Origin of the sequence: Pseudomonas japonica (genome assembly GCF_013522925.1) — a bacterium.
GTDB lineage: Bacteria > Pseudomonadota > Gammaproteobacteria > Pseudomonadales > Pseudomonadaceae > Aquipseudomonas > Aquipseudomonas japonica_A.
Genome location: NZ_JAAMQU010000002.1, coordinates 199589 through 222575, shown reverse-complemented (window position 1 = coordinate 222575; position 22987 = coordinate 199589). Strand labels below are relative to the sequence as shown.

16 protein-coding genes, 1 tRNA gene and 1 pseudogene are annotated in these 22987 nt (G+C 58.4%); 7 read left to right on the top strand and 11 right to left on the bottom strand.

Annotated features, from left to right (window positions below; all coding sequences use genetic code 11):
• Positions 1–147: 147 nt before the first annotated feature.
• The 5 genes from G7016_RS03645 to G7016_RS03625 all read right to left on the bottom strand — a co-directional run bounded on the left by G7016_RS03645 (position 148) and on the right by G7016_RS03625 (position 7455).
• Positions 148–2736 carry a glycosyl hydrolase family 28-related protein gene (locus tag G7016_RS03645; protein ID WP_181111475.1) on the bottom strand — a complete coding sequence of 863 codons (2589 nt, stop codon included), beginning with the start codon at positions 2734–2736 and terminating at the stop codon, positions 148–150.
• Positions 2737–2972: 236 nt separating this feature from the next.
• A complete protein-coding gene (locus G7016_RS03640; protein WP_181111474.1) occupies positions 2973–3743 on the bottom strand; it encodes a COG4705 family protein in 771 nt (256 codons plus the stop codon).
• Positions 3744–3927: 184 nt separating this feature from the next.
• A complete protein-coding gene (locus G7016_RS03635) occupies positions 3928–5541 on the bottom strand; it encodes a phosphoethanolamine transferase (protein ID WP_181111473.1) in 1614 nt (537 codons plus the stop codon).
• 400 nt (positions 5542–5941) lie between these two features.
• A complete protein-coding gene (locus G7016_RS03630; protein WP_219856206.1) occupies positions 5942–6775 on the bottom strand; it encodes a phosphatase PAP2 family protein in 834 nt (277 codons plus the stop codon).
• Entirely contained in the window at positions 6772–7455 is a 684-nt protein-coding gene (locus G7016_RS03625) for a lipopolysaccharide core heptose(II)-phosphate phosphatase PmrG (RefSeq protein ID WP_181111472.1), read from the bottom strand. The genes G7016_RS03630 and G7016_RS03625 overlap by 4 nt, the downstream gene beginning before the upstream one ends.
• 236 nt (positions 7456–7691) lie before the next feature.
• On the opposite strand from G7016_RS03625, the gene G7016_RS03620 reads away from it, so the two are divergent.
• The 7 genes and pseudogenes from G7016_RS03620 (at position 7692) to G7016_RS25460 (ending at position 17630) form a co-directional block, all read left to right on the top strand.
• Positions 7692–8372 carry an SAM-dependent methyltransferase gene (locus G7016_RS03620; RefSeq protein WP_181111471.1) on the top strand — a complete coding sequence of 227 codons (681 nt, stop codon included), beginning with the start codon at positions 7692–7694 and terminating at the stop codon, positions 8370–8372.
• A 136-nt stretch (positions 8373–8508) separates the two neighbouring features.
• Positions 8509–8682 (top strand): DUF3606 domain-containing protein, encoded by a 174-nt coding sequence (locus tag G7016_RS25470; protein WP_181111470.1) that lies wholly within the window; start codon positions 8509–8511, stop codon positions 8680–8682.
• A 129-nt stretch (positions 8683–8811) separates the two neighbouring features.
• Positions 8812–9603: a COG4705 family protein gene (locus G7016_RS03610; protein ID WP_181111469.1), complete on the top strand. Its 792-nt coding sequence runs from the start codon at positions 8812–8814 to the stop codon at positions 9601–9603.
• 654 nt (positions 9604–10257) lie between these two features.
• A complete protein-coding gene (locus tag G7016_RS03605; protein ID WP_181111468.1) occupies positions 10258–13305 on the top strand; it encodes a beta strand repeat-containing protein in 3048 nt (1015 codons plus the stop codon).
• Positions 13306–13468: 163 nt separating this feature from the next.
• Positions 13469–16216: an O-linked N-acetylglucosamine transferase family protein gene (locus G7016_RS03600; RefSeq protein WP_181111467.1), complete on the top strand. Its 2748-nt coding sequence runs from the start codon at positions 13469–13471 to the stop codon at positions 16214–16216.
• Positions 16188–17078 (top strand): annotated as a pseudogene (locus tag G7016_RS25465) (PAS domain-containing protein); the annotation flags it as partial. The gene G7016_RS03600 and the pseudogene G7016_RS25465, both read left to right, overlap by 29 nt.
• Before the next feature lie 114 nt (positions 17079–17192).
• Positions 17193–17630 (top strand): methyl-accepting chemotaxis protein, encoded by a 438-nt coding sequence (locus G7016_RS25460; RefSeq protein WP_375139672.1) that lies wholly within the window; start codon positions 17193–17195, stop codon positions 17628–17630.
• Between the two features lie 505 nt (positions 17631–18135).
• Here G7016_RS25460 and darG read toward each other — a convergent pair.
• From darG to bamC, 6 genes are all read right to left on the bottom strand, one after another.
• On the bottom strand, positions 18136–19224 hold the full coding sequence (gene darG, locus G7016_RS03590) for a type II toxin-antitoxin system antitoxin DNA ADP-ribosyl glycohydrolase DarG (RefSeq protein WP_258195051.1): 1089 nt from the start codon (positions 19222–19224) through the stop codon (positions 18136–18138).
• Complete coding sequence (darT, locus tag G7016_RS03585) at positions 19208–19828, bottom strand: type II toxin-antitoxin system toxin DNA ADP-ribosyl transferase DarT (RefSeq protein WP_181111465.1); 621 nt, start codon at positions 19826–19828, stop codon at positions 19208–19210. The genes darG and darT overlap by 17 nt, the downstream gene beginning before the upstream one ends.
• A gap of 345 nt (positions 19829–20173) precedes the next feature.
• Positions 20174–20263: transfer RNA gene (locus G7016_RS03580), tRNA-Ser, on the bottom strand.
• A gap of 93 nt (positions 20264–20356) precedes the next feature.
• Complete coding sequence (purC, locus tag G7016_RS03575) at positions 20357–21067, bottom strand: phosphoribosylaminoimidazolesuccinocarboxamide synthase (RefSeq protein WP_181111464.1); 711 nt, start codon at positions 21065–21067, stop codon at positions 20357–20359.
• 30 nt (positions 21068–21097) lie between these two features.
• Positions 21098–21856, bottom strand: coding sequence for an MBL fold metallo-hydrolase (locus G7016_RS03570; RefSeq protein WP_181111463.1), 759 nt, complete (start codon positions 21854–21856; stop codon positions 21098–21100).
• A 1-nt stretch (position 21857) separates the two neighbouring features.
• On the bottom strand, positions 21858–22973 hold the full coding sequence (gene bamC, locus G7016_RS03565) for an outer membrane protein assembly factor BamC (protein ID WP_181111462.1): 1116 nt from the start codon (positions 22971–22973) through the stop codon (positions 21858–21860).
• Positions 22974–22987: the final 14 nt, after the last annotated feature.

Genomic DNA, 22987 nt, shown 5'->3' with positions numbered 1-22987 from the left:
TATGCGTACAGTATAGGGCAAGCTTAAGGCTAAGCGCCAAGGGGAAGGCGCTGAGTGGTCGACAGCAAGGATGATGCCGTTGAGGAATTTACCTACTCAGTCAGAAGTATGGGCTGCTACGGGCGCTCAGTAAGGCCAGAAGACGGCTCACCCCTGTTCCGCGAAGATGAAGTTTTCCGCGCCCAGGTGACGCTCAAGGCCGCCAAGCAAGGTAATTTCGAACCGCTCGCCGCTCGCGTCCGCATCGAAGTTCTTGATATAGGTCCGGTCCAGGTCGCTGTTGTAAACCAGCTTTATGGTGCCGTCGGTACCGTTACCAAGCCCGGTATAGCCCAGCGCTGAAACATCGACCTTATCCTTGAAGGCGAGGAAATCCGTGATCAGGTCGTTGTCACCTCGCACGCTGTCTGCCAGGGTGACAAACCTGAAGGTATCCGCGCCAGACTCGCCATGGAGTTTGTCCTGGCCCAGGCCGCCATCAAGGATATCGTCGCCCCCTCCACCGTACAGAACGTCGTTGCCCCCCTCGCCCAGCATCTCCGTGTGTTCTTCGCCGTGGACCATCAGGTCGCTCCCCTGGGTACCGTGAATCGTCAGGGCAGGCGTCGGCAATCCGGGCCCCGGCGTGAAATAGAATCCTTCGGTCAAGGGAATGCCGTACCGGCTGAGGTCAGCGGCTTTGTCCAGTTGCAGGGCAAAGCGATTACCGTCGCTGTCCGCATCCAGCGACTGGAGCAGCACGCTTGCATCCGGCCCCTCGGTGAGGGCTAGCGTGCCCCCGTGCCCGTCGCCTAGCCCAGTGAAGCCCAGCGCCGTCACGTCGATACGGTCCATGTCAGGGCGATCCCCGAAGCCATAAGGGCCAAAGTCATGGATCTCGTCCACCGACGCTACCCCGGTGCGGTCGTTCACGAAGCTGTCGGTTACCTGTTCGTACACGAACACGTCGACCCCATCATTGCCGGTGAGAGAATCCGCACCGGCGCCGCCAACCAGCTGGTTGGCGGCCGCCCCGCCCGTTATCTCATCATCACCGCCCCCGCCACGCAGCACGGTGGCCGCGCCAGCGGCCGTCTCGTCCAGCGTATCGGCATGGTCAGTCCCTTGGCGCAGGCTGACGAAATCGCCGCCGCTTAACTCATTGCGATAGTCGCCCGCCAATGCGACCTGAAAGCCCTGGCTCGGGCCATCGGTTGCCAGGCTGCGCAGGTATGTAAGGCCCTGGCTTGAGTCATAGCTGAGCGCGACGGTGCCGTTCAGGCCATCGCCTACGCCTTGCAAGCCCAGCGCTGTGAGGTCGAGATGATCCACACCTGGCAGCAGGTCGGTAAGCGTGTCGAAGGCTGCGCTAGACCCGCTCCGGGAACTATCACTGGCCTGGGCGAACACAAACACATCGGCGCCGTCGCCACCCCTCAGCGTATCGCCGTCAGCGCCACCGCTGAGGCGATCGGCAAATTCACCGCCCACCAGCGTGTCCTTGCCGCCCCCGCCGAACAACGCCGCGGAGCCCACCGCAGCGTCGAGCACATCGGCCTGATCCGTACCGTACACGCGGTTCATCATGTAGTTTTCAAGCAACGGGTTGTCCAGGCCAGTGGTGGCGCTCTCGAAACCGCTGAAGACAGTTTCCGCGATAACAATGGGCGTTACCAGGCTGAGGCTGTTGCCGAGGCTGTCCTCCACTGCAATGCCGACGGTAGCCTTGCCCTCGCCAAGCAAGCTACTGAGTACAATGTCCAGCCGTCCGGTAGCCCTGTGCAGTGTGCCGTCAGCGTCCATATAGCCCTTTACCACCAGCTCCGCCGCCGTAGCCCCTTCACTGGCTGACTGCTGATTATTTCTGAGCTCGCTCTGATTGACGTAAGCACTGGAAGCACCTTCAAAACTGAACCCTGCGGCACCATTATCATGAGCGGCCACCCAATAGAAATTGGGGGTTAATGTTCGCACCACCACCCCTGCTCCGCCATTGTCATACACATCGCCGTACGTCAGCCGGGCTTCGCTTTTGTAGGGGGTGTCGAGAGGTAGCCATTGGAGCACCACCCCATTGGCCCCGTTCTCATGAGACTTCAGGTTATCGACCGTCGAAAAGTAGCCGTACTGGAAATCAACCCCGTCGCCGCCATTGCGGGCCGCCTCGTTGTCGACAAACTCCACCGAATCGCTCTGGTGTTGGTAGCTTACGTTCAAAAAACGTGTACTGAAGCCGTCGTTGCCGTTATCCGCAGCCAGGCTGTCGCTCACTTGCAGGTCAATGGTGAGCGCATTGGCCAGCAAGCCATCGCCACTGCAGTTGGCCATCACTACACTGCTCACTGCGAAATTGATCGTGTGCGCATCGAGGTTGGTGTCGGTGCCGGTGACCAGGCCGTGCACAGTGCCGCTGGTCTGGCTTTGGTTACCGTCGATGGTGAGGTTTGCAACGCTGGCATTGAGCGTGTTGTGCAGTGCCGAGGCACGAACGATGCCGTCGATGCTCGAGCTGGAACCATCAGCCAGTTTCAGTACGGTTTCGGCCGGCCCACTGCCGACCAGATGAACATTGGTTTTGAGCGTAACGCAGGCGCCGTCGGCGTTGGGGCCACTGACCAGGTAGGTGCCCGGGGGCACCCATACCTCGCCACCCCCAGCGCTTGCTGCGGCATTGATAGCCTGCTGGATGGCACGCGTGTCGTCGGCGATGCCATTACCTTTGGCGCCGTAATCGAGCACGTTGAAGATCGTATTCATGTCGGCGTACCTGCACAAAGCTAGTACGAAGACTTTAGCTGGGCATGGCGGCGCAGAGGCGGGATCGGATACATGGCCGGGGGGCCTGGGGCCAGGCGGCTCCACACGCAGCGATGATGCTACCCGAATCGTGAAATAAATTTCGTTATGCCTGGCCTTGCATGATCCGTGAGCGGTCCAAAACCTGAAAATGTGTTTAAGGGGTGGGTAATTACTCCTGCACACCGATTATCAAGCTACTTGCACATCCAGGCCGCTCCCTTAGGGGTACCGATCTCGCGGCGGTTGCGTATGACCAAGGCTGCGATTCCTACGAATGCTATCAGTATGGTCAGTAGCATTGCTGACGAGCAGGCAGTGCCGAAGCCCAGCCCTCCTTGCTCGGCCCCCTTCGTCAGGTAATCGCCCACGGTGGCACCGAGCGGGCGAGTGAGGACGAACGCTAGCCAGAACAGCAGGACCGCTGACAACCGTGAGCCGTAACGCAGGATGGTAATCAACAACAAGGTACTTCCAATTACCGCGGCGCTACCGGCGAAGCCCAGTCCCGAATCCTCGGCGAGAAAGTCCCCGAGCGCGGTTCCTAAGGTGTTTGATACCAGGATTGCACACCACAGGAAAAGCTGTGAGCGACGGCTGCGGACCGACCTGATCGAGACCGTACCCTCGGTGAAATACCATAGGGCAAACACGAACCAAAGGATCGCCATCAAGAATACAGAGCCACAGGCATATCCCATGTCCAGGGTACGGTCCATCAGGTCCGAAAGTGTGGCCCCCATGATACTAGTAGCAAGTACCACCATCCAAAACAGCAGGGGGTAGTGCTTACGCGTGGAGAGCTGAGCCATCAGCGCAACAAGAAATGCCGTAAAAAGGATAAGCGAACTGAGCGCATACCCGACATCAAGGGTCGTAGACAATAGATCCCCAGCGGTTTCACCCAATGTAGTTGCGCAGATCTTCGTGATCCAAAACGCTAGCGTGATCTTGGGCAAATTGGTCATTCTGGACACCGAAAAGAGACTGGCTGCTTTCTATTTTTCCAAAGCAAACATGAAGCGCTTGTGGGTAGTAAATCAAAAAAACGCCAAATTATGGCGATTGGATATCACTCAGGAAACATTGACCAGGTTGGACCTTGCCCCCGTCACTCGACGGGGCGTTCAAGATCTCATCTGCCGCTTTGCTTTATTTTCGGCAGCCGCTGAATATATCCAGATCCGCGTGGTACTCCTCAGTGTTCACCTGAAGTAGCCCCAGCATGGAGTGAAACAGGTTGTCGTGACTGAGCGCGCGGTGTTGAGCCGCCTCCAGGCACGAAACATCGACACCGAAGTCTTGTCGATAGCCATCGGAGAACCAGGCCAACAATGGAACGTGCTTTTGTTGCTCCGGTGCAATGAGATATGGCGTGCCATGCAGGTATAAGTTGTATTCTCCCAGCGACTCGCCGTGGTCAGCGAGGTACAGCAGCGCGGTATCATTGCCTTTACTGTTGTCGAGCATGGTGATCAAGCGGGCTAGAACGTAATCCGTATAACGGATTGTATTGTCGTAGGCGTTGACGATCTGTTCCTGGGTGCAGTTATTCAAGGCATTGCTGCGGCAGATCGGCTGAAAATGATCGAACCCTGCAGGCACCCGCTTGAAATATTCCGGCCCGTGGCTACCCATTTGATGCAATACCAAGACGGTATCGCGCTGAAGGTTATCGAGCAGTTTAGGCACCTCACGCAGCAAAATTTCATCGTGGCATTCCCCATCACTGCAATAGGTAGCATCGGGGGAATTATCCAGATTGGTGTAGCCAACACGGGCGCAGGTGCCTTTGCACCCTGACTGATTGTCCAGCCAGATCACATCGAGCCCGGCACGCTTGAGCACATCCAGTAGCCCCTCACGGTTAGCCGCGGCGCCAGCCGAATAGCCCTTGCGGGTCAGGTTGGAAAACATGCAGGGCACTGATACCGCTGTCTCGGTGCCGCAAGAATGGACATTGGTGAATGCCAGCATCCCCGCTACCTTGTCCAGCTCCGGCGTGGTATCGCGGCCGTAGCCGAGCACGCCAAGGTTGCCGGCGCGTACGCTCTCGCCCACAACCAGTACAGTCAAGGATTTACGTGTATGTTTGGCCCAGCCGGACCCTGGTCGAGCGTCCATGGCAACGTGCTCGAAGGGACGGTGTGCGGTGACAGCTTGCTCTCCTGCGTATGCCATGGCTGCGCCTATTACATTGCTTGGAACGACCATCAGCCGGAGCTCGTGATGATTACGCAACAAGGAAGACAAGCCTTGATAATTACTGATCGCAAGTAAGCCAATAACGGCGCCGCTGGACACGATGACGATAAGCTTGGTGAGGACTGCGCGTGGCAAGGCGCGATATCGAATGGGGAGATGCCAAAGCAAAACAGAAGGGATCACGCCCAGCATTATCAAATATCCGAAGAATTCAACGGACAATAGCCCTTTTACCTCGCCGACATCTGTCTCGATAACATTGCGCAGCATACCCACATCGATGATTATGCCGTATTCCTGCATGAAATAAGTCGCTCCGGCACTTAGCAGCAGGAGAGTAATCAGCAAAGGTTTCAGCGTCCACCGGGTAGCCAACAGGTTCAGTACCAGGTTAAAGATGAATAGCACTATAGCCAGGAAAATCCCTGAAATTAACCAACCACCGGTTTGCTCGACAAGGCTGGCAAGGTGCCGCAAGAGTGGCAGGTTGAAGGCAGCTAGTAGAAAGACGCTGGTAACAAGCGTTACGGCCTCTGGTCGTGCTGGTGGCAACTTTGCCATGCTGGTGACTTTCCTTGGTTCTGGCCACCTCGGATTACCAGGTGGTTACGCGTGCGGTTTCGCCAGAGTCTAGGTAAGCTGAAGAAAAATTTTTGTGAAAAGTATGGTAATAAGTTGCCGCCGCAGCGTTGTTTGGTGGATAGCTGCAATAGATAACACGGAGGCCAGGCTGAAGTATCGCCTGACTTATTGAGAATAGCTTCGTTTTATGTTTCGGTTATTTTTTAAATGACTACCCTTACAGCCTTTGAGAGTTAGTACGTTTGTGCTTCCAGGCGATACCCCCGCAGTGGCAACTTTTGTCGACGGTGCATCCGCTCTACAGCAACCGTCCTACTACACTGGCGTTTGGCCATATTAGCGGTTTACATTTTTTTCGCCTCGGTTGCTACCGTGTCGGCTACGCGTCTGCGAGCGGGGCTAGCACTCTACTGGCAGGCGCGACCAACGGTTGCTGCAACTGGGCCCTTGTGTAGAACAACGCTGCAACGGCCAGGGTGGCTAGCCATACAGTGACGCCAGCCCACAGCGTATGGGACATGTAATGCCAACCCTGCAATACGCGGGTGGTGCCATACACCATACCCAGCACGATGATCCCCTCGAGCAGCAAGGTGGAGTACCACCAGCCATAACGGCGGGCGACAAAGTACAGCGCGAAAAGGCTGAAGGCGCTGGAAGCATGCCCGCCCGGCCAGCATCGGCCCTCCCCTGGCGACGACCAGAAGGCGAAGTTTTTATACCATTCCATGCGCAGGTGTTCGCCCCCATACAGCGTGGTTTCTACCGGGCAGTACACGCTGGTATGACTTTTCAAATAGTGAATCGCGCCTGTACTTGCAGCGAATGCCACGACGATAAACAGCGCATCCACACGGTGCCGATGGGCGAAACGTAATACCGGTCCAAGTTTTATCGCCTCGCTCAGCCGGATAATCCCCGGAGCACCGGACCCTTTCAAGACTGGCCATACAAAGGAGAGGAGGAACGCGACTATGGCGCCTTCTCCGGTCCAGTCAGGAATGACGCGCGCCCATTTGTGGGTGATTTTCTCGAACAGATGATTGTGTTCGAGCGGAAACTGGCCAGCCGCCGGGTCCCAGAAAAGGTTGCTGAAGGCGAGGTCGAGGTTCCCAAGGTCGAAAACCAGGAATGTCACCAGCCCAATCAGCAAAGGAATGCCAATGTACCGGATAAAGAACTGTGCTGCGGTCGGGATGGACTGCACGATCATTTTGATTTTGCCGCCTGATCAAGAAGGGTTTGCCATCCGGGAGCATCCAGGTACCCCAGCACCTTCGCTGAATCGTCATGAATGTTTGAGAGGAAAAGAGCGCTGACATAGCCACTCGACGGAGTGCCGCCCACGCCGAGCTGTTGCTCGTAGTGCTCGATACAGCCGCTGTGCGTCACGACCACGAGATTACGTCCAGGCTTTTTCAAAGCCAGCAGCGCTTCGAGTGATGGCCTCCGGCAGTCCTGCAGCCATTCCACGGTAGGCACGTCCCGACCCGTCACCGCCTGGGCGGTTTGCACGGTGCGCACAAGCGGGCTGCTCAGAAAATCGGTAGTTTTAATCCCAAGAGCCCGGAGCGCTCGACCCGCCTTGGCAGCAACGTCTGCACCTTCGACCGTGATGCCGTCCGGGTCACCCAGGCATTCGTTGTGAGAGCGATCACAACGCTCCGCATGGCGCATGACCACCATGGCGTTACCTTGGGCCCATGCGGTGAATAGACCTGCTGCCGCGATTGAACGGCCCTCCTCCAGGTTGTGGGCTGAAGGCGCTCGGAGTATCCATCCTATCAGCGGAATAGCCAGCAACACGAACGCGACCCAAAGCCAGAAGCGACGCTTGGGAAATGGCAAGAGGCCGGCGAGTCGGCCTGGCGCAAATACGTTTTCAAGATGCATTGCAGCACCTCCTTGATATTGAAACACGCACGAAAGTACAGGCGGTTATATTTGGCGGAATAAGTGCGCGCCAATATGGTGCTGTGACGGTGACCATAAAATGAAAGCGCTGTGAAAATTTCGCGCGGCGTACTGACCCGATCGCCGGGCCTCCCTCTAACACTTTTTTTACTTGTCTTTTACCTCCAGAGGATCTCGTAGCCACTAACTTGGCCGCACCATTGGCCGAGGTCGATATGATGATGCTCGCGAATTTATATGCCCTTGCACGTATCCCTGGCAGAACGCGCCGCCTGCAGAGCCCCACCAGGCGCCGCACGTCGTTGAGCCATCTCTGGGATGATCGAGCTGATCAGGTTGTCCGCAATGCGTTTATGCATGCTGATGACCCAGGATTGGTGCTCGATGTATCTCGAAGTGTGGGAAGGTTTTGGCCGGTAATTATGGAGAAGCTAAACCGTAGGCTGATTGCTGGCGGTGCTGATATCGAGAGGATCGTCACTACGCGAGGTGCGCAGCCATCGTCTATAGCCGAGCATATCTACCCGCTCAAAACAGGCTTTTCCAGAATAGATCTGCCCCAAGGGGGAGTGGACTGCGTTGCATGCATCGGCCTATGGGAAACCGGCCTGGACTCGACGCAGCGGCTCGCCCTGCTCGGAGAGTTTTATCGGCTGACTCGGGAGTCCGTTATCATTTCTGCCTGTGTGGATGGGAATGTCGCGTCCTGGAACCGGGGCAGGCGGGTTACAAGGCGCGGCAAACCCCAGGTAGCGCCGTGGAGCTTCGGCTCGATACTCGATCAACAGACGGTAGAGCAAGAGTTTGAAAAGGCAGGCCTGAAAGTTGTCGGTGTATTCGAGTTGCTTCCGTTATTTTCTTCATGGCGGGTGTATGTACTGAGAAAAGAAACATAGACTACGCTTTACACAAGCCGCCCTGCTTACACAAAATTTGAACCGGCGCCTGATTCCATCGGGTGCGGCCATAGTTTGCTTTATAGAGGGCAAGAGCTAGACCACTGTATATTAATTGGAGGCGGGAGCATCCTTTGTGAAGAGCAAAGCGCTGCAAGACAGCAACTCATTTTTAAGAATAAACGTGCGTGACAAGACCGAACTCCAGTTTTGGTCGGTCAGGCTCGGAGTCACGAAAGCAAAATTGAAATCTGTGGTACAAGAGGTCGGTGACTCACTCTCGGCGGTCACTGAAAAAATCAAGGAATAAGCGTGTGGCGCTGTTATTGCCGGGTAAGGGCGGCAGGGGTTTTTGATGTCGAGCTGACTTTTTTTTCATATTTCTGTCGGCATCATCCTTTTACCAAAACCTACCCTACCCACTGTCACGAGACACGCAATGAACAAACTACCGCAGATAACCCTCGCTTTTTGGGTGATGAAGATATGCGCGACCACGCTGGGAGAAACAGCGGGGGATCTCCTGTCGATGACACTGAACGTTGGCTATGCCTTAAGCTCTCTGATACTCATCAGTATGTTCGTCGCTACACTCGTGGGGCAACTTTCGGCCAAGCGTTACCATCCCGCATTGTATTGGCTGGTGATTCTGTCAACCAGCACCGCTGGCACCACGATGTCGGACTTCATGGACCGTACTCTGGAGGTGGGCTATGCAGGAGGGTCGGCCATATTGATTGCGATACTGCTGGCAATCTTCGCGGCGTGGTACCGCAGCGAAGGGTCGTTGTCAGTGGACCGCATCACCACCCGCAAGGGTGAACTGTTTTACTGGTTTGCCATTCTCTTTTCCAACACGCTGGGCACCGCGCTCGGAGATTTTCTGGCTGATGATTCTGGGCTCGGTTTCGCGGGTGGCGCGCTTCTGATCGGTAGCGCCCTCGCCGTGGTAGTACTTCTCAAGCTACTGACGCGGATTCCCTCGGTATTGCTGTTCTGGGTGGCATTCGTACTCACAAGGCCTTTTGGTGCCACGCTGGGCGATGTATTGACCAAACCCTATGAAAAAGGTGGCCTGGATTTCGGCACTGCCGGCTCATCCATGGTGTTGTTGGGCATTCTCGTGGTGTTGGTTACGGTCGCGATTGCCCTCAACAGGAAGCCCCGCCAGGTGGCCCGCTCCGCCGACCGCCCTGCTGCAACGCGTCAGCACATTTCCGAAGCCAGCTGACTTAAGCTCGGTTTTAAGGTTGGTACCCAGCCTCCTGAGTGTTGTGGCCTTGACCACCGGTGTGTTGCCGTCGATCGCACGTGCGTGCACGCTGGCGTGGTCACCCCTATCCAAGTCCGGGGTGCCATTAAGCTGACGAGAACACCTACTCGTCAGGCTTAGTCACGCTTGGGCGTAACGCAGGGCGGCGAGGCTATTTCCGGCAAATAAGTTAGTTAGGCAGCAGAGCGCCATACAACTTTATTGACGGTTACCGTATACGCATCAGACCGCTGCGGCGGATACTGACCGCCCGGTCGCGTTCAAGCCTGTAGCAGTCACGATCGTTTCTTGTGAACTCGCGCACTTCGCTAGAGGGAGTGGTTCGGGCCAATGGCCAAGCGCCACTCAACTCTAGCTCTCTTGACTAAAGCCAAATGTCAATCCTCTAAAAACAATTTAAAGTAATTTACGCCAATGTACCAATGATGATAAGCGCAGCCCCCGCTTGTCTCGTGCTAGTTACTAAATGTATCTAAAATAACTAAAGTATCAAAAGGCCATGTCGATAACCCGGACGACCGAGTTTTTAATGGTCATGGGCCTACCTTGCAGGGGTGCAAGCGTGAGTCAAGGATGCCTGCCAATAAATTTATAATCAGGAATGCAAACTCGATGACATCCATCGTCACGTCGTTTTCAACGGCTCAAATCGCCGTGCTATCGACCAAGCAGATCGCCGCACTATCAACGTCTGATATTGCAGCACTGAGCACCGCCCAAGCATCCGCTTTAACCACTAGCCAGATTGCCGTGCTGTCGACGGCAGATGTTGTGTCGCTGAGCACGGCGGCCATCGCAGCGTTTAACGCATCGCAGCTCAATGCATTGAACAACCAGGATGTGGCCGCGCTGGCCGCCGCCCAGGTTGCCGCGCTGACCACCACTCAAGTGGCTGCGTTTTCGACCACCCAGATCGGCGCCATGAGCGCTACTCAGGTCGGCGCACTGGCCAGCAACATGACGGCTTCCCAGATCGGCGCCCTGTCGGCGATTCAGGTCAAGGGTTTGACCACCACCGTGCTGGGCGCCATGGCGGCCACGCCGGTGGCGGCCTTGAGCACCAAGGCCATTGCCGCGCTGACAACCACCCAGATCGGTTCGTTGTCCACTACCGGCGCTGCGGCCATGACCAGCGCGCAGATCCATGCGCTGACCACCCTGCAAGTCGGCACCATCGCGACCAAGCTGTCGACCGCTCAGATCGGCACACTGACCACCGCACAAGTGTCGGGCCTGACCACCACCGCACTGGCCGCCCTGAGCACCGATCAGCTGCAGGCGATCTCTACCGCTGACATCGCTGTGCTCTCGACTGCACAGGTAGCAGGCCTGTCGACCACCGCGTTGGGTAACCTGACCACGGCTCAGCTGCAGGCGATCTCCACCAAGGACGTCGCCGCGCTGTCGACCACGCAGGTCGGCAGCCTTTCCACCGCTCAGGTTGCCGCACTGACCACCGTGCAGGCCGGCGCCTTGACCAGCACTCAGCTCAGCACCGTGGCCGCCAAACTGTCCACCGCTCAGGTGGGTGCGCTGTCCACCGCACAGGCTGCCGGGCTTAGCACAACGGGCGTGGCGGCACTGTCCACCACGCAGCTGGCTGCCGTGTCGACCAAAGACATCGCGGCGCTGACTACCGCTCAACTGGGCGCCATTGCCACCGCAAGCGTCGCTTCGCTGACAACCGCTCAGGTTGCTGCACTGACGACCAAACAGGTCGGCGCGCTGGCCGCGAACATGTCCACCAGCCAGATTGCCGCGCTGAGCACGGCTCAAGCCGGTAGTTTGTCGACCACCGTGCTGGGCTCGCTGAGCACCGCCCAGCTGCAAGCGATCTCCACCAAGGACATCGCTGCCCTGTCCACCGCACAAGTGGCCGGCCTGTCGACCACCGCACTCGGCAACCTGACCACGGCCCAGCTGCAGGCGATCTCCACCAAAGACGTCGCCGCGCTCTCGACCACTCAGGTCGGTGCACTGAGTACTGCTCAGGTGAACGCACTGGTGACCACTCAGGTTGCGGCATTGACGAGCACCCAGGTCGGCGTGCTGGCCACCAAACTGGCTACCGCTCAGATCGGTGCGCTGTCTACGGTGCAGGCCTCGGGCCTGACCACCACGGCGCTGGCGGCCCTGACCACCGCGCAGGTGGCCGCGATCTCCACCACCGACATCGCCAAGCTGAGCACCACCCAGCTGGGCGGCCTGACAACGGCAGGCGTTGCCGCGCTGACCACCGCCCAGGTCACGGCACTCACCACCGCTCAGGTCGGTACCCTCGCCGCGAACCTGACTGCGGGCCAGGTTGGCATGTTGACCACGGCTCAGGCCGCCGGCCTGTCCACGACCGTTCTGGGCGCGTTCACCACCGCTCAGTTGCAAGCGCTTTCGACCAACGACATCGCTGCCCTGTCGACCGTTCAGGTGGCCAGCCTGTCGACCACCGCGCTGGGTAACCTGACCACCGCTCAACTGCAGGCTATCTCCACCAAAGACGTAGCCGCGCTGTCGACCACCCAGCTGGCGTCGTTGACGACCGCCCAGGTCGGCGCTCTGGTCACCGCACAGGTTGCTGCACTGTCGGCCACCCAGGCTGGCACGCTGGCTACCAAATTCACCACCGGCCAGATCGGCACACTGACCACCACCCAGGTGGGCGGCGTGGGCACTACCGCCGTGGCTGCATTGACCACCGCGCAAGTCGCCGCCATCGCCACCCGTGATATCTCGTCGCTGACCACCACTCAGCTGGGCGCGCTGGGCACCACCAGTGTTGCCGCAATCACCACGGCTCAGCTGTCTGCGCTGACCACCACTCAACTGGGCACGCTGACCGCCAAGCTGACCACCGCCCAGGTGGGCGCACTGACCTCGACTCAGATCACTGGCTTGATCGCCGCGAGCATGAGTACGGTGCAGGTCGCAGCGATTTCGACGGCTGATATCGGCTTCCTGTCCACCACTCAAATGACCGCGCTGTCGAGCACTCAGGTGGGTAGCTTTAGCACCGGCCAAGTAGCGGCATTGAAGTACACCCAGATCAGCTCGCTGGGCCAGAACTTCAGCGCCACCCAGATCGGCGCCCTCACCACCGCGCAGGCAGCAGGCTTGACCACCACGCTGCTTTCCGGGTTCAGCACCACTCAGCTGCAGGCATTGTCCACCAAGGAAATCGCCGCCCTGTCGACCGCCCAGGTCGCAGGCCTGTCGACCACCGTGCTGAACAACCTGAGCACCACGCAGGTTCAGGCGATCGAAGCGGCGGATATCGCTGCATTGACCACCGCCCAGGCCGGCGGCCTGTCGAGCGCCCAGGTGACCAGCTTCACCACCAGCCAGATCGCTGCAATGAAGTACAGCCAGGTCAGTGCGCTGAGCAGCAACCTGTCTACCGCACAGGTGGGCTTGCTGTCCACCGCACAGGTGGCTGGCATCTCCACCACAGCATTGGCGGCACTGAGCACTGCGCAGGTAGCGGCAATCACCACCAAGGACGTTGCCGCCCTGACCACTGCTCAGGTGAGTTCGCTGACCACGGCCCAGATCGGTGTACTGTCGACCTCTCAGGTCAACTCATTGACCAAGGCCCAGATCAGCGCACTGACCGCGACCCAGATGGCCCAACTCTCTACGACCCAGATCCCGTATCTGAACCTGTAAGAGCGTGCGTTGAAATGCGGGGGTTCGGCAGGCAACTGCCGGCCCCTGCATTTCACCGGGTTATGATCACCCACGTTCAGGCGTGACCTTTTTTTCCAGTAGCTGACATCCGCGGATGTCTTCGTCGCAATCTCGCGATCATTTCTTTCGAAAACGTAGCCCTATGACCCATCCAGAAGAGCGCCTCGCGGTACTACTCGAACAGATCACCAGCGGCCGTTCCTCCGAGGCCCTCCCCGAGCTTGACCACCTGCTGAGCCAGGCGCCGGAAAACCTCGCCCTGCTGGGGTTGCGGGCCGAAGCCTTGCGCCTGACCGGGCGCCTGGTCGAAGCCGTGGAAGCGTTCAGGCACGCCGCCAGCAAAGGCGCCGGCGTGCGTAACTGGCTGGCGGCCGGCGTGCTGCTGGCGGCCATGCGCAGCACTGACGATGCCTTGCAGTGCCTGCGCAGCGCCAATGAGGAAGCACCCGACAACGAAGAAGTGCTGGACGCATTGATCACCACCTGCTTCAACGCCAACCGCCAGCACGAGGGCATCGAGTTCGCTCGCCGGCAGCTGACGGTCAGTGCCAATCCACGGCTGCTGACGCACGCGGCCCTGCTGCTGCAAAGCAACGACCTCTACGCAGAGTCCTCCGGCGCGTTCAAAACGATCATCGCGCTGGCGCCTGAAGACCCGGCCGTACGTGGTGCAGCGCTGGTACCGGCGCGCTTCACCTGCGAGTGGGAATGGGTGGAAGCCCTGCAGCAGAAAATCGGTGCCTGGTACGATCAGGGCGCCTTCGACGCGCCGCAAGAATACCCGCTCACGCACCTCACCTGGTGCACCGACGAAGCGCGCAACCTGGGCGTGACCCAAGCCTATGTGAAACGCATGGTCCCGGCCGCCGAGCCTTTGCCCGCGCGGGCAGCGGCTCCGTTGGCTGGCCGGCGAATCCGCGTGGGGTACGTGTCCTGCGATTTTCGCAATCACGCCACCATGCACCTGATGGCCGGGCTGTTCGAGGCCCACGACCGTAATCGCTTTGAGGTGTTTGCCTACGATTACAGCGCGCCCGATGTTTCGGCGTATCGGCAGCGCTTCACCGAGGGCTGCGAACACGTGATCGCCATCCACGCCATGACCGATCAACAGGCTGCCGAGCGCATGGCCGCTGACCAACTGGATATCCTCTTCGACCTGAAGCTCTACACCGGCGGCGGGCGCCCGGGGATCATGGCGTACCGGCCAGCGCCGCTGCAGGTGGCGTACCTGGGCTACCCGGGCAGCGCGGCGAACACCGACATCGACTACATCGTCTCGGACCGTTTCGTCACGCCAGACAGCAGCACGCCCTTCTACCCCGAAGCGTTCTGCCGCCTGCCGCACACCTACCAGTGCAACGACCGTAAACGCAGCGCCGCCGCGCAGCCGGCCAACCGCGCGGCCCATGGATTGCCGGAAGACAAAGTGGTGTTCGGGGCGTTTAACCAGTCCTACAAGATCGACCGCACCAGCTTTACCGTGTGGCTGCGGGTACTGACCGAAGTGCCAAACAGCGTGCTCTGGTTGCTGGGCCAATGCGACGAGGCGATTACCAACCTCACCCACTATGCGCAGTTGGCCGGTGTCGATCCGCAACGGTTGATCTTCGCCCCGTTCGCCGCGCCTCAGGATCACCTGGCCCGCCTGCAACTGGCCGACGCCGTGCTCGACACACTGGTGTGCAACGGCCATACCACGACCTCCGATGCACTCTGGGCCGGTGTTCCGGTCATCACCTCACGCGGCCGGCATTTCTCGTCGCGGGTGAGTGAAAGCCTGCTCAACGCCATCGAGCTGCCAGAACTGGTGGGCGCCGACCATAACGCAATGGTGGGTATCGCCCAGCGCATCGGCAGCGACGCCGAGTACCGGACGGCACTGCGTGCCAAGGTAGCGGCCAACCGTTTGAGCACACCGCTGTTCGATACGCTGCGGTTTACCCGCAACTTCGAAACCGCCATCGAGCAGATGGTCCAGCAGCACCGCCCCGGTGTAAAAGGCGCGCACATCGACGTGCCGGACTGCGGGCCGATCGACGCGGCCATCGCCTGCCCGGCCGTCAACGACATCGCCGCAGCGCCGCTACAGAACACCTACCCCGCCTGCCCGTTGTGCCAAGGCACCAGCGAAACCCTGGGGTTTGCCAACTGCACCGGGCATGAACTGTGGCACGCGACGCTGCCGCCTTCAGTGGAATGGATGAAATGCACAGCCTGCGGGCACGTGCATACGCGCCAGTTCTGGACACCCGCCGGTATGGCCGAAGTGGCACGCAAGGCCGACGCCGCCCGGCTGGCCATCACCGCCGAGCGCTACGACGCCAGGCGCAGCGCCTGGGCGCCGGTAGTCGACAAAGTGGTGAGCCTAATGGGCGGCTATCACGCAGCACTGGGCACTGGCCAACCGCCAACCTGGGTCGACGCCCGCTGCGGTGATGGCGCGTTGATAATGCTTGCAGCCGACTACGGCTTTGCCAGCGCCGGGCTGGATACGAGGCTGGCGCCCGTGACGCAAATCCGCCAACTGGGCTTCAACGCCGTGCACCAGGACTTCATGGCCCACCCGTTCGACGCCACCTTCGATGTGATTTCGATGATGGATATGCTCGAGCACGTGCCCTACCCGAAAGAGGCACTGACAAAGGCTGCAGTTTTGCTACGCCCGGGCGGCCTGCTGGTTGTCGGCCTGCCCGACCTGGGCTCGTCCAGCTGGAAAGTGATGGACGCCAGCGGGGCGAACCCCTACTGGCAGGAACTGGAGAGCTACCACCACTTCAGCCGCGAACGGTTGATTGGCGTGCTGGGGGAGTGTGGGTTCGAGGTGGTGGATTTGGCGATTCCGAATCGGTACCGGGGGCATGTGGAGGTGTATGCGCGGCGGGTGTGAGCGCTCTGATGAACTGACGGCTGCCTTCAAGTTTTTCTCGGCACTGTCGATCACTTCGGTACCTCCCCCGTGCCGAGCCCATGCCATGTTTTCTTTATTCAAACGCCTGAAAAACGAAATAGCCGCCCTGCGTGAAGAGGTGGCAATTTCTCGCCAGGTGCGTGAGGGCTTGGACAAGGAAACCATTCACATGCGGCTCAGCCCTCAAGGGTGCGTGCTCGGTGTGAACGCCAATTTTGAAGCCGTATTGCAATACCGTAACGACGAGCTGATGGGCAAGCCGCTGGAGAACCTGTTTGTCGAGCACGCCAGGAAGGATCCACAGTATGCGCAGATGCGAACCGCCATGCAGCGTGGAGAGCATTTTTTAGGTGTATGGCGGCTATCGCGTAAGGACGGCCGTGAATCCTGGCTGCGCGTCATCATGCATCCCGTACACAGCACAGACGGCAAATTGCTCAAGTTCTCGTGCTATGCCATCGACCAGACCAACACCATCGAGACTGCTCGTGCCCATGAGAACTTCATTGAGGCACTCATGCGCTCCACGGCGGTTATCGAGTTCGACATGAGCGGCCATGTGCTTGCCGCCAACGATCTATTCCTGCAGGCGATGAGCTATACCCAGGACCAGATCAAGGGCAAACATCACCGCCAGTTCTGCAGTAGCGACATCGCCAACTCCGCCGAATATCAAGCGTTCTGGGACCGGCTGCGTCGTGGAGAGTTCGTTGCTCAGCGCTTCAAGCGGATTGACAGCAGGGGGCGCGAGGTTTGGCTCGAGGCCTCCTACAACCCGGTTCGCGACGGCAATGCCAACTTCTACAAAGTTGTGAAAGTCGCCACAGTGATTACTGAGCAAGTAGAACGTGAAGTTGCCATTGCCCAAGCAGCGACGGTCGCTTATGACACGTCAGTGGGCACTGATGACACCGCACAGCGCGGTGCCGAGGTGGTGCAAGAGACGGTCAAGGTAATGAATGACCTCGCTCACCATATGCAAAGCGCCGCTGAAGGTATCGAAGCCCTGGATCGGCAGAGCCAGGTGATTTCCACCATCATCAAAACGATCAGTGGGATTGCCGAACAGACCAATTTGCTCGCGTTGAATGCGGCCATCGAAGCGGCGCGTGCAGGGGAACAGGGCCGCGGTTTCGCCGTGGTAGCCGATGAAGTTCGCCAACTGGCTTCACGGACCACACAAGCCACCGGAGAAATCGCGACCGTGGTTCAGCAGAATCAGAAACTCGCCACTGATGCGGTAGCCACCATAGGCGCGGGCAAACATAAGGCTGAGTCCGGCTTACACCTCGCCAATCAGGCTGGAACGGTGATTACCGAGATTCAGGAAGGAGCCAAGCGGGTGGTGGGCGCCGTGGAGAGCTTCGCTACTCAGCTTTCGACTGAGGCCTGAACTAAGATCCGCCACAATCGGGATAGCACTTGGCTGGGATGCGACACGAACTGGTGAGCCGGAGCCGGGACGGGGATAGATTAGCCAGGAAGTTTGGTAGCTGCCTTGTATCCATCTAGTCAACGTAAGTGAACAAGGGAGAAACAACCCTCCGGACACTGGAATGCGGGACTGCTGGGACAGCAATGAAAATAGCTGATCTTGAATCCTGGCAAGGACTTCAACATAAAATTGTCTTTTGCGCTTCGCACATACTCGGGTCAGCAAACCTCGAAAAAGGCTGACGAAGTCCGCGAGCAAAGTATTCAAATCCCCGCGCGGCATTTCAGGCGGGAAGTTAAAGCCTAGAAAATCAAATCCACCAGCGCGAGAACCCATCGGCGTTGAAATGCGTTGATTCATTCGAGGACGACGGGGCTGGTCGACCGCGCGAGAATACAATAATGCAGAAAGCCCTTTCAGCTCAGCGAGCTGCAAGGGCTTCGCGTGCAACGAACAATTCAAACTAGCAGATACTGCTTCCAGATGCGGAATCCCAATTCATTTTTTTCAAACGATGCCAGGCCCGCGCCAGATGGGTAGGTTTTAAATAAGATTTTTTGCGCTCACTCCACTGATGCACCGCACCGATGGCAACCTCCGAATCATCTTTCGCACCAGGGGTATTAGACATAACCCAATGAACAGTACTAAGCAACTCCATCCCGTATGGATCTTCAAACCCATCAATTAACTCAGCGACTTTCTCCATGTGCCGCATAGTTTCTACATCTCCAAGCAAAAACTTTTCAGCTTCTTCAACCGCACCTGCCTTTAGCTCCAAAGGTTTAGTAGGATCATCCTGACCGTCTCCATACCCCTGTATGAAGTGACCATCTATTTTGATCAGCACCTGCCTAAGATTTTTTGCATATGGGCCATACTGCTTTGGCTCAAACTGCAACCGAAGCGGCTTGCCACCCTCCTGCAAGAAATACATTAATTTATGAACTTCCAACAGACTCACAAATGGGTCCAAAAGGCCTTTCAGGTAACGGTCCATCAATAAAATCAACGCCGCACGACCGTCTGTCATCTTGGGACGCTCAGTTGCATTAGGCATTTCCTTAGCTGCGGGCGCACCAGATGGAGGATACAACAGCACTTCAACATCCGGCAATGACGAGAAGGCCTGGATAATTTCAGGCCGGACTTCTTCCCATTTCAAACCACCCAACCCACAGCCAAGCGGAGGAATTGCAATAGACCTAATATGCAATTCACTCACTTTGGAAACTAGATCAACCAGGCCACTTCTAATATTTTCCAGCCGACTTTTTGACTTCCAGTGACCTTTAGTCGGAAAGTTAATAATCCAACGCGGCCCACCGACCAGCCCACCAAGATCAAACACATGAACCCTGCCTAGCTGAACGATATCGTTCTTGCATGCTTCCTGATAGCTTTTGAACATGTTCGGGAACGCCTGCTTGAATTGCAGCGCGATGCCTTTCCCCATCACACCTTCGGTGTTGACGGTGTTCACCAGCGCTTCGGCGGGTGCTGTAAGAAGATTTCCCTTGCTGAGCTTGATCATATTAGAAGTACCAATCATTTTTGACTTTCACCTCAGGCTTATGTGCTGAATTGCGCAGAACTTCTTGCACTCGTTCAACCGCCGCCTGATTGTGGCAACCAATAAAGTGGATACCCTCCCAGGGGAATTGCTCTGCCACTAAAAACTCTGACTGCTTTTGATGCCGCTTTTCTCCCCAATACCTGGCATTGATCGAGGACCAATCCAATTCGGCGAGCTTACCAATATCATTGTAAAAATCGGTATGGTACGAGCCAGCATTTCCGTCGCTGAAGGCCCAGTGCCGTTGAAGCCCTAAGCCAGTGCCGACTGAGCTCACAAGGTGGACGATGTCACGTTGACATCCCGGAGGTTTCCCCGTGTTCCCCATGTTAACGGTATAGAGCATCGGGGTGCGCGGGCAGAAATAGAAGGGCACAAACTCACCAACATACCGAGGCGCGCAGCAGTCCACAACGATCTCCTGAAGCCTGCGAAGCTTGATGTGATCGTAGCCAATGACTGAATGCTGACCTGATTGAATCATCACGGCATCTGACTGAAGACCAGAAGCAATGATCCTTGGCAGATTGGCAATATCAGTAATGTGGTAAATGAGCACATCTTGAGGTCTGGATTTCATACATCGCGCCTGCGTTAGCATCTAGCAGCGGTTCGCCCGGTGACGCGTGCTGCTTACGCGCGAACCCTGAACTGTCCTTGTTTGGACGCGAATAATAAGGTTTTTTTTCTTGGCCTGCTGGCTTTTCACGAACCCGAAGCAGTGGCGACAGCACAGCGGCCCAGCCTAACAAGCTAGCTAAACACCTGCTCCAACTCGAACGCCATGCGTTCGAAGGACGGTACTGTAACCACGCCCGCCGATACATATGCCGACAATGACAGCTGAAAGAGTAGTACAAAACGATCGTACGATCGAAAAGAAAAAACCCCTGCAACTCATTGAATTGCAGAGGTTTTCTATGTATGGCGGAGAGATAGGGATTTGAACCCTAGGTACTGTTGCCAGTACAACGGATTTCGAATCCGTCCCGTTCGACCACTCCGGCATCTCTCCAGTGGCGCGCATGATAGCAGCAGTTTCGCTTGAGGCGAAGCCCCCTACGCAAAAAAAACCGCGTGCTATCAGGCGCTTGCGTGAGCGCTGCGCTTACAGCGGCACGCCCAGGCGTTTGGCGACTTCTTCGTAGGCTTCGATCACGTCACCGAGGCCCTGGCGGAAGCGGTCCTTGTCCATCTTCTTGCGGGTTTCCTTGTCCCACAGGCGGCAGCCGTCGGGGCTGAACTCGTCGCCCAGCACGATCTGGCCGTGGAACACACCGAATTCCAGCTTGAAGTCCACCAGCAGCAGGCCGGCGTCGTCGAAGAGCTTGTTCAGCACTTCGTTCACCTTGAGCGACAGCTGCTTCATGGTTGCCAGTTGCTCGGCGGTGCCCCAGCCGAACGCGACCACGTGGGATTCGTTGATGAAGGGGTCGCCCATGGCGTCGTTCTTCAGGAACAGCTCGAAGGTGGACGGCACCAGCTGCTTGCCCTCCTCCACGCCCAGGCGCTTGACCAGGCTGCCGGCGGCGTAGTTACGCACCACACACTCCACCGGGATCATGTCGAGCTTTTTCACCAGGCATTCGTTGTCGCCCAGCAGGCGGTCGAACTGGGTAGGCACACCGGCCTCTTCCAGCTTTTGCATGATGAAGGCGTTGAACTTGTTGTTCACCATGCCCTTGCGGTCCAGCTGTTCGATGCGCTTGCCGTCGAACGCCGACGTGTCGTTGCGGAACAGGAGGATCAGGCGGTCGGCGTCGTCGGTCTTGTAAACCGATTTGGCCTTGCCGCGGTAGAGTTCTTCGCGCTTTTCCATGAGGGGCTCCGCTAACTGTAAGTGGGCTGGCTAGGCTATGGCGCGCCAGTCCAGCCCTGATGCCTGATCCGCCAGCTGCAGCCAGGCCGAGTCGCACCCCAACGTGTCGACGAAGCATTGCCTGGCGCGTTCCGGCAGGTTGTTCTTCTGGCTGAGGTGGGCGAGCACAAGGTGCTGCAAGCCTTGCCATCCCAGTTCCGCCACCAGGTTCGCGGCCTGATGGTTGTTCAAATGTCCACGGTCCCCACCCACCCGTTGTTTCAGGTAGTAGGGATAAGGGCCGCCTGCAAGCAGATCGCGGCAGTGGTTGGACTCGATCATCAATGCATCGAGGCCGCTGTAATGGTTCATCACCTTCGGGCACCACGAGCCCAGGTCGGTGAGCAGGCCGAAGCGCCGCTTGCCGTCGCTGAACACGTACTGCGTAGGCTCGCGGGCATCGTGGGCCACGCCGACAACACGCACATGCAGGTCGCCGATATCGAACGCATCGCCGCAATGCACGGCACGGGCCGAAACAACCGGCTTGCGCAGCCCGCTGCGGGTGCCTTCGCTGAGGTACACCGGCACATTGTAGCGCCGCGACAGCAGCTCCACCCCGTGCACGTGGTCGGCATGTTCGTGAGTGACCAGCACGGCCTTCAGCTGAGCGGGGTGTACGCCGAGCAACGCCATGCGCCGCTCGGTTTCACGCAGCGAAAAGCCACAATCCACCAGCACCAGCGTGTTGCCACTGGAGACGAGCGTGCCATTCCCTTGGCTTCCGCTTCCAAGAACGGCGAAGCGCACGTTAGCCCAGGTTGTCCTGAATCACACTCAACACGCGGCGGGCTACGTCAGCCGGCGCCACGGTGTTGATGTTCTTCTCGACGGTGACCTGCACAGCCTCGCCCACCTTGCTCAGGCGAACCTGATAGCGGTCGGCACGGGCTTCGAGTTCTTCCTTGGTGGGCTCATGACCGAACAGCCGGCCGAAGAAGCCAGGCTTGTTGTCGTCGGCGCGGCCACCTTTCTCGGCCAGGTTGATGTAGTACAGGCCAAGGCTGCGGTTGATGTCCTCGACGCGCCATTGCCCGCCCTGCTCCAACGCACGGCCAACGCTCGACCAGGCGCGGTCCAGGTCGGCGCCCACGGTGAGCACCGGGTTGCCGCTGCCGTCTTCGGTCATGGCGACCTGGCTTGGGGCGTCGAAGTCGCGAGCGGCCAGCAGGGACACCGAACCGCCTTTCTCGGCGCCACGGGTGAGGCTCGAAAGCATTTCGTCGACCAGGGTGGCATCCACGCCGCTGGTGGTGCGCGCGGGGAAGGCGACGTCTTCGGTGCTGCCGGCAGGCCGCTGGGCGCTTACCACGTAGATTTCACTGGTATTGCGCTGCACGCCGGGCTCGACACGCACCTGCAGGCGGATGTCGCCGTTCACGTCAGAGCCGCCACGCAGGCGTTGGCCCAGATCGCTGCTCAGGCTGTCGAACGACTGCCACGCCGTGGTGAACTCGCCGGTTTGCACGCTTTCCTGGTCGATACGGAAGCCGTTGTCCTCGAAGAACTGCCGGGCCACCGGCCAGGCCTCGGCCGGTGGGCGCTGCGCCAGGATCCAGCGGCTGGCGGCGCTTTTCTGCAGGGTGAAGTCCCCGCTTTCGGCGACCACGGACAGCGGCTGCGGGCGCGGCACGTCGTAATCGTTGAGCGCGGTGTCGTCCGCCACATTACGTGGGATCGGCAACAGGGGATCGAGCCGCTTGCTGGTGGCCACGCCTTCCGGCAGGTTCATCGGTGCGGTGCGACGGGCTTCGAGGTAGTCGTTGCCACGGTCGCGGAAATAGCCGTGTTCACCCCAGAGCCAACCACAGCCACTGGTACTCGAAATAATGACAGCAAGGGCGGAAAGACCAGCCAAGCGCTTCATGCGTTGTACTTCCT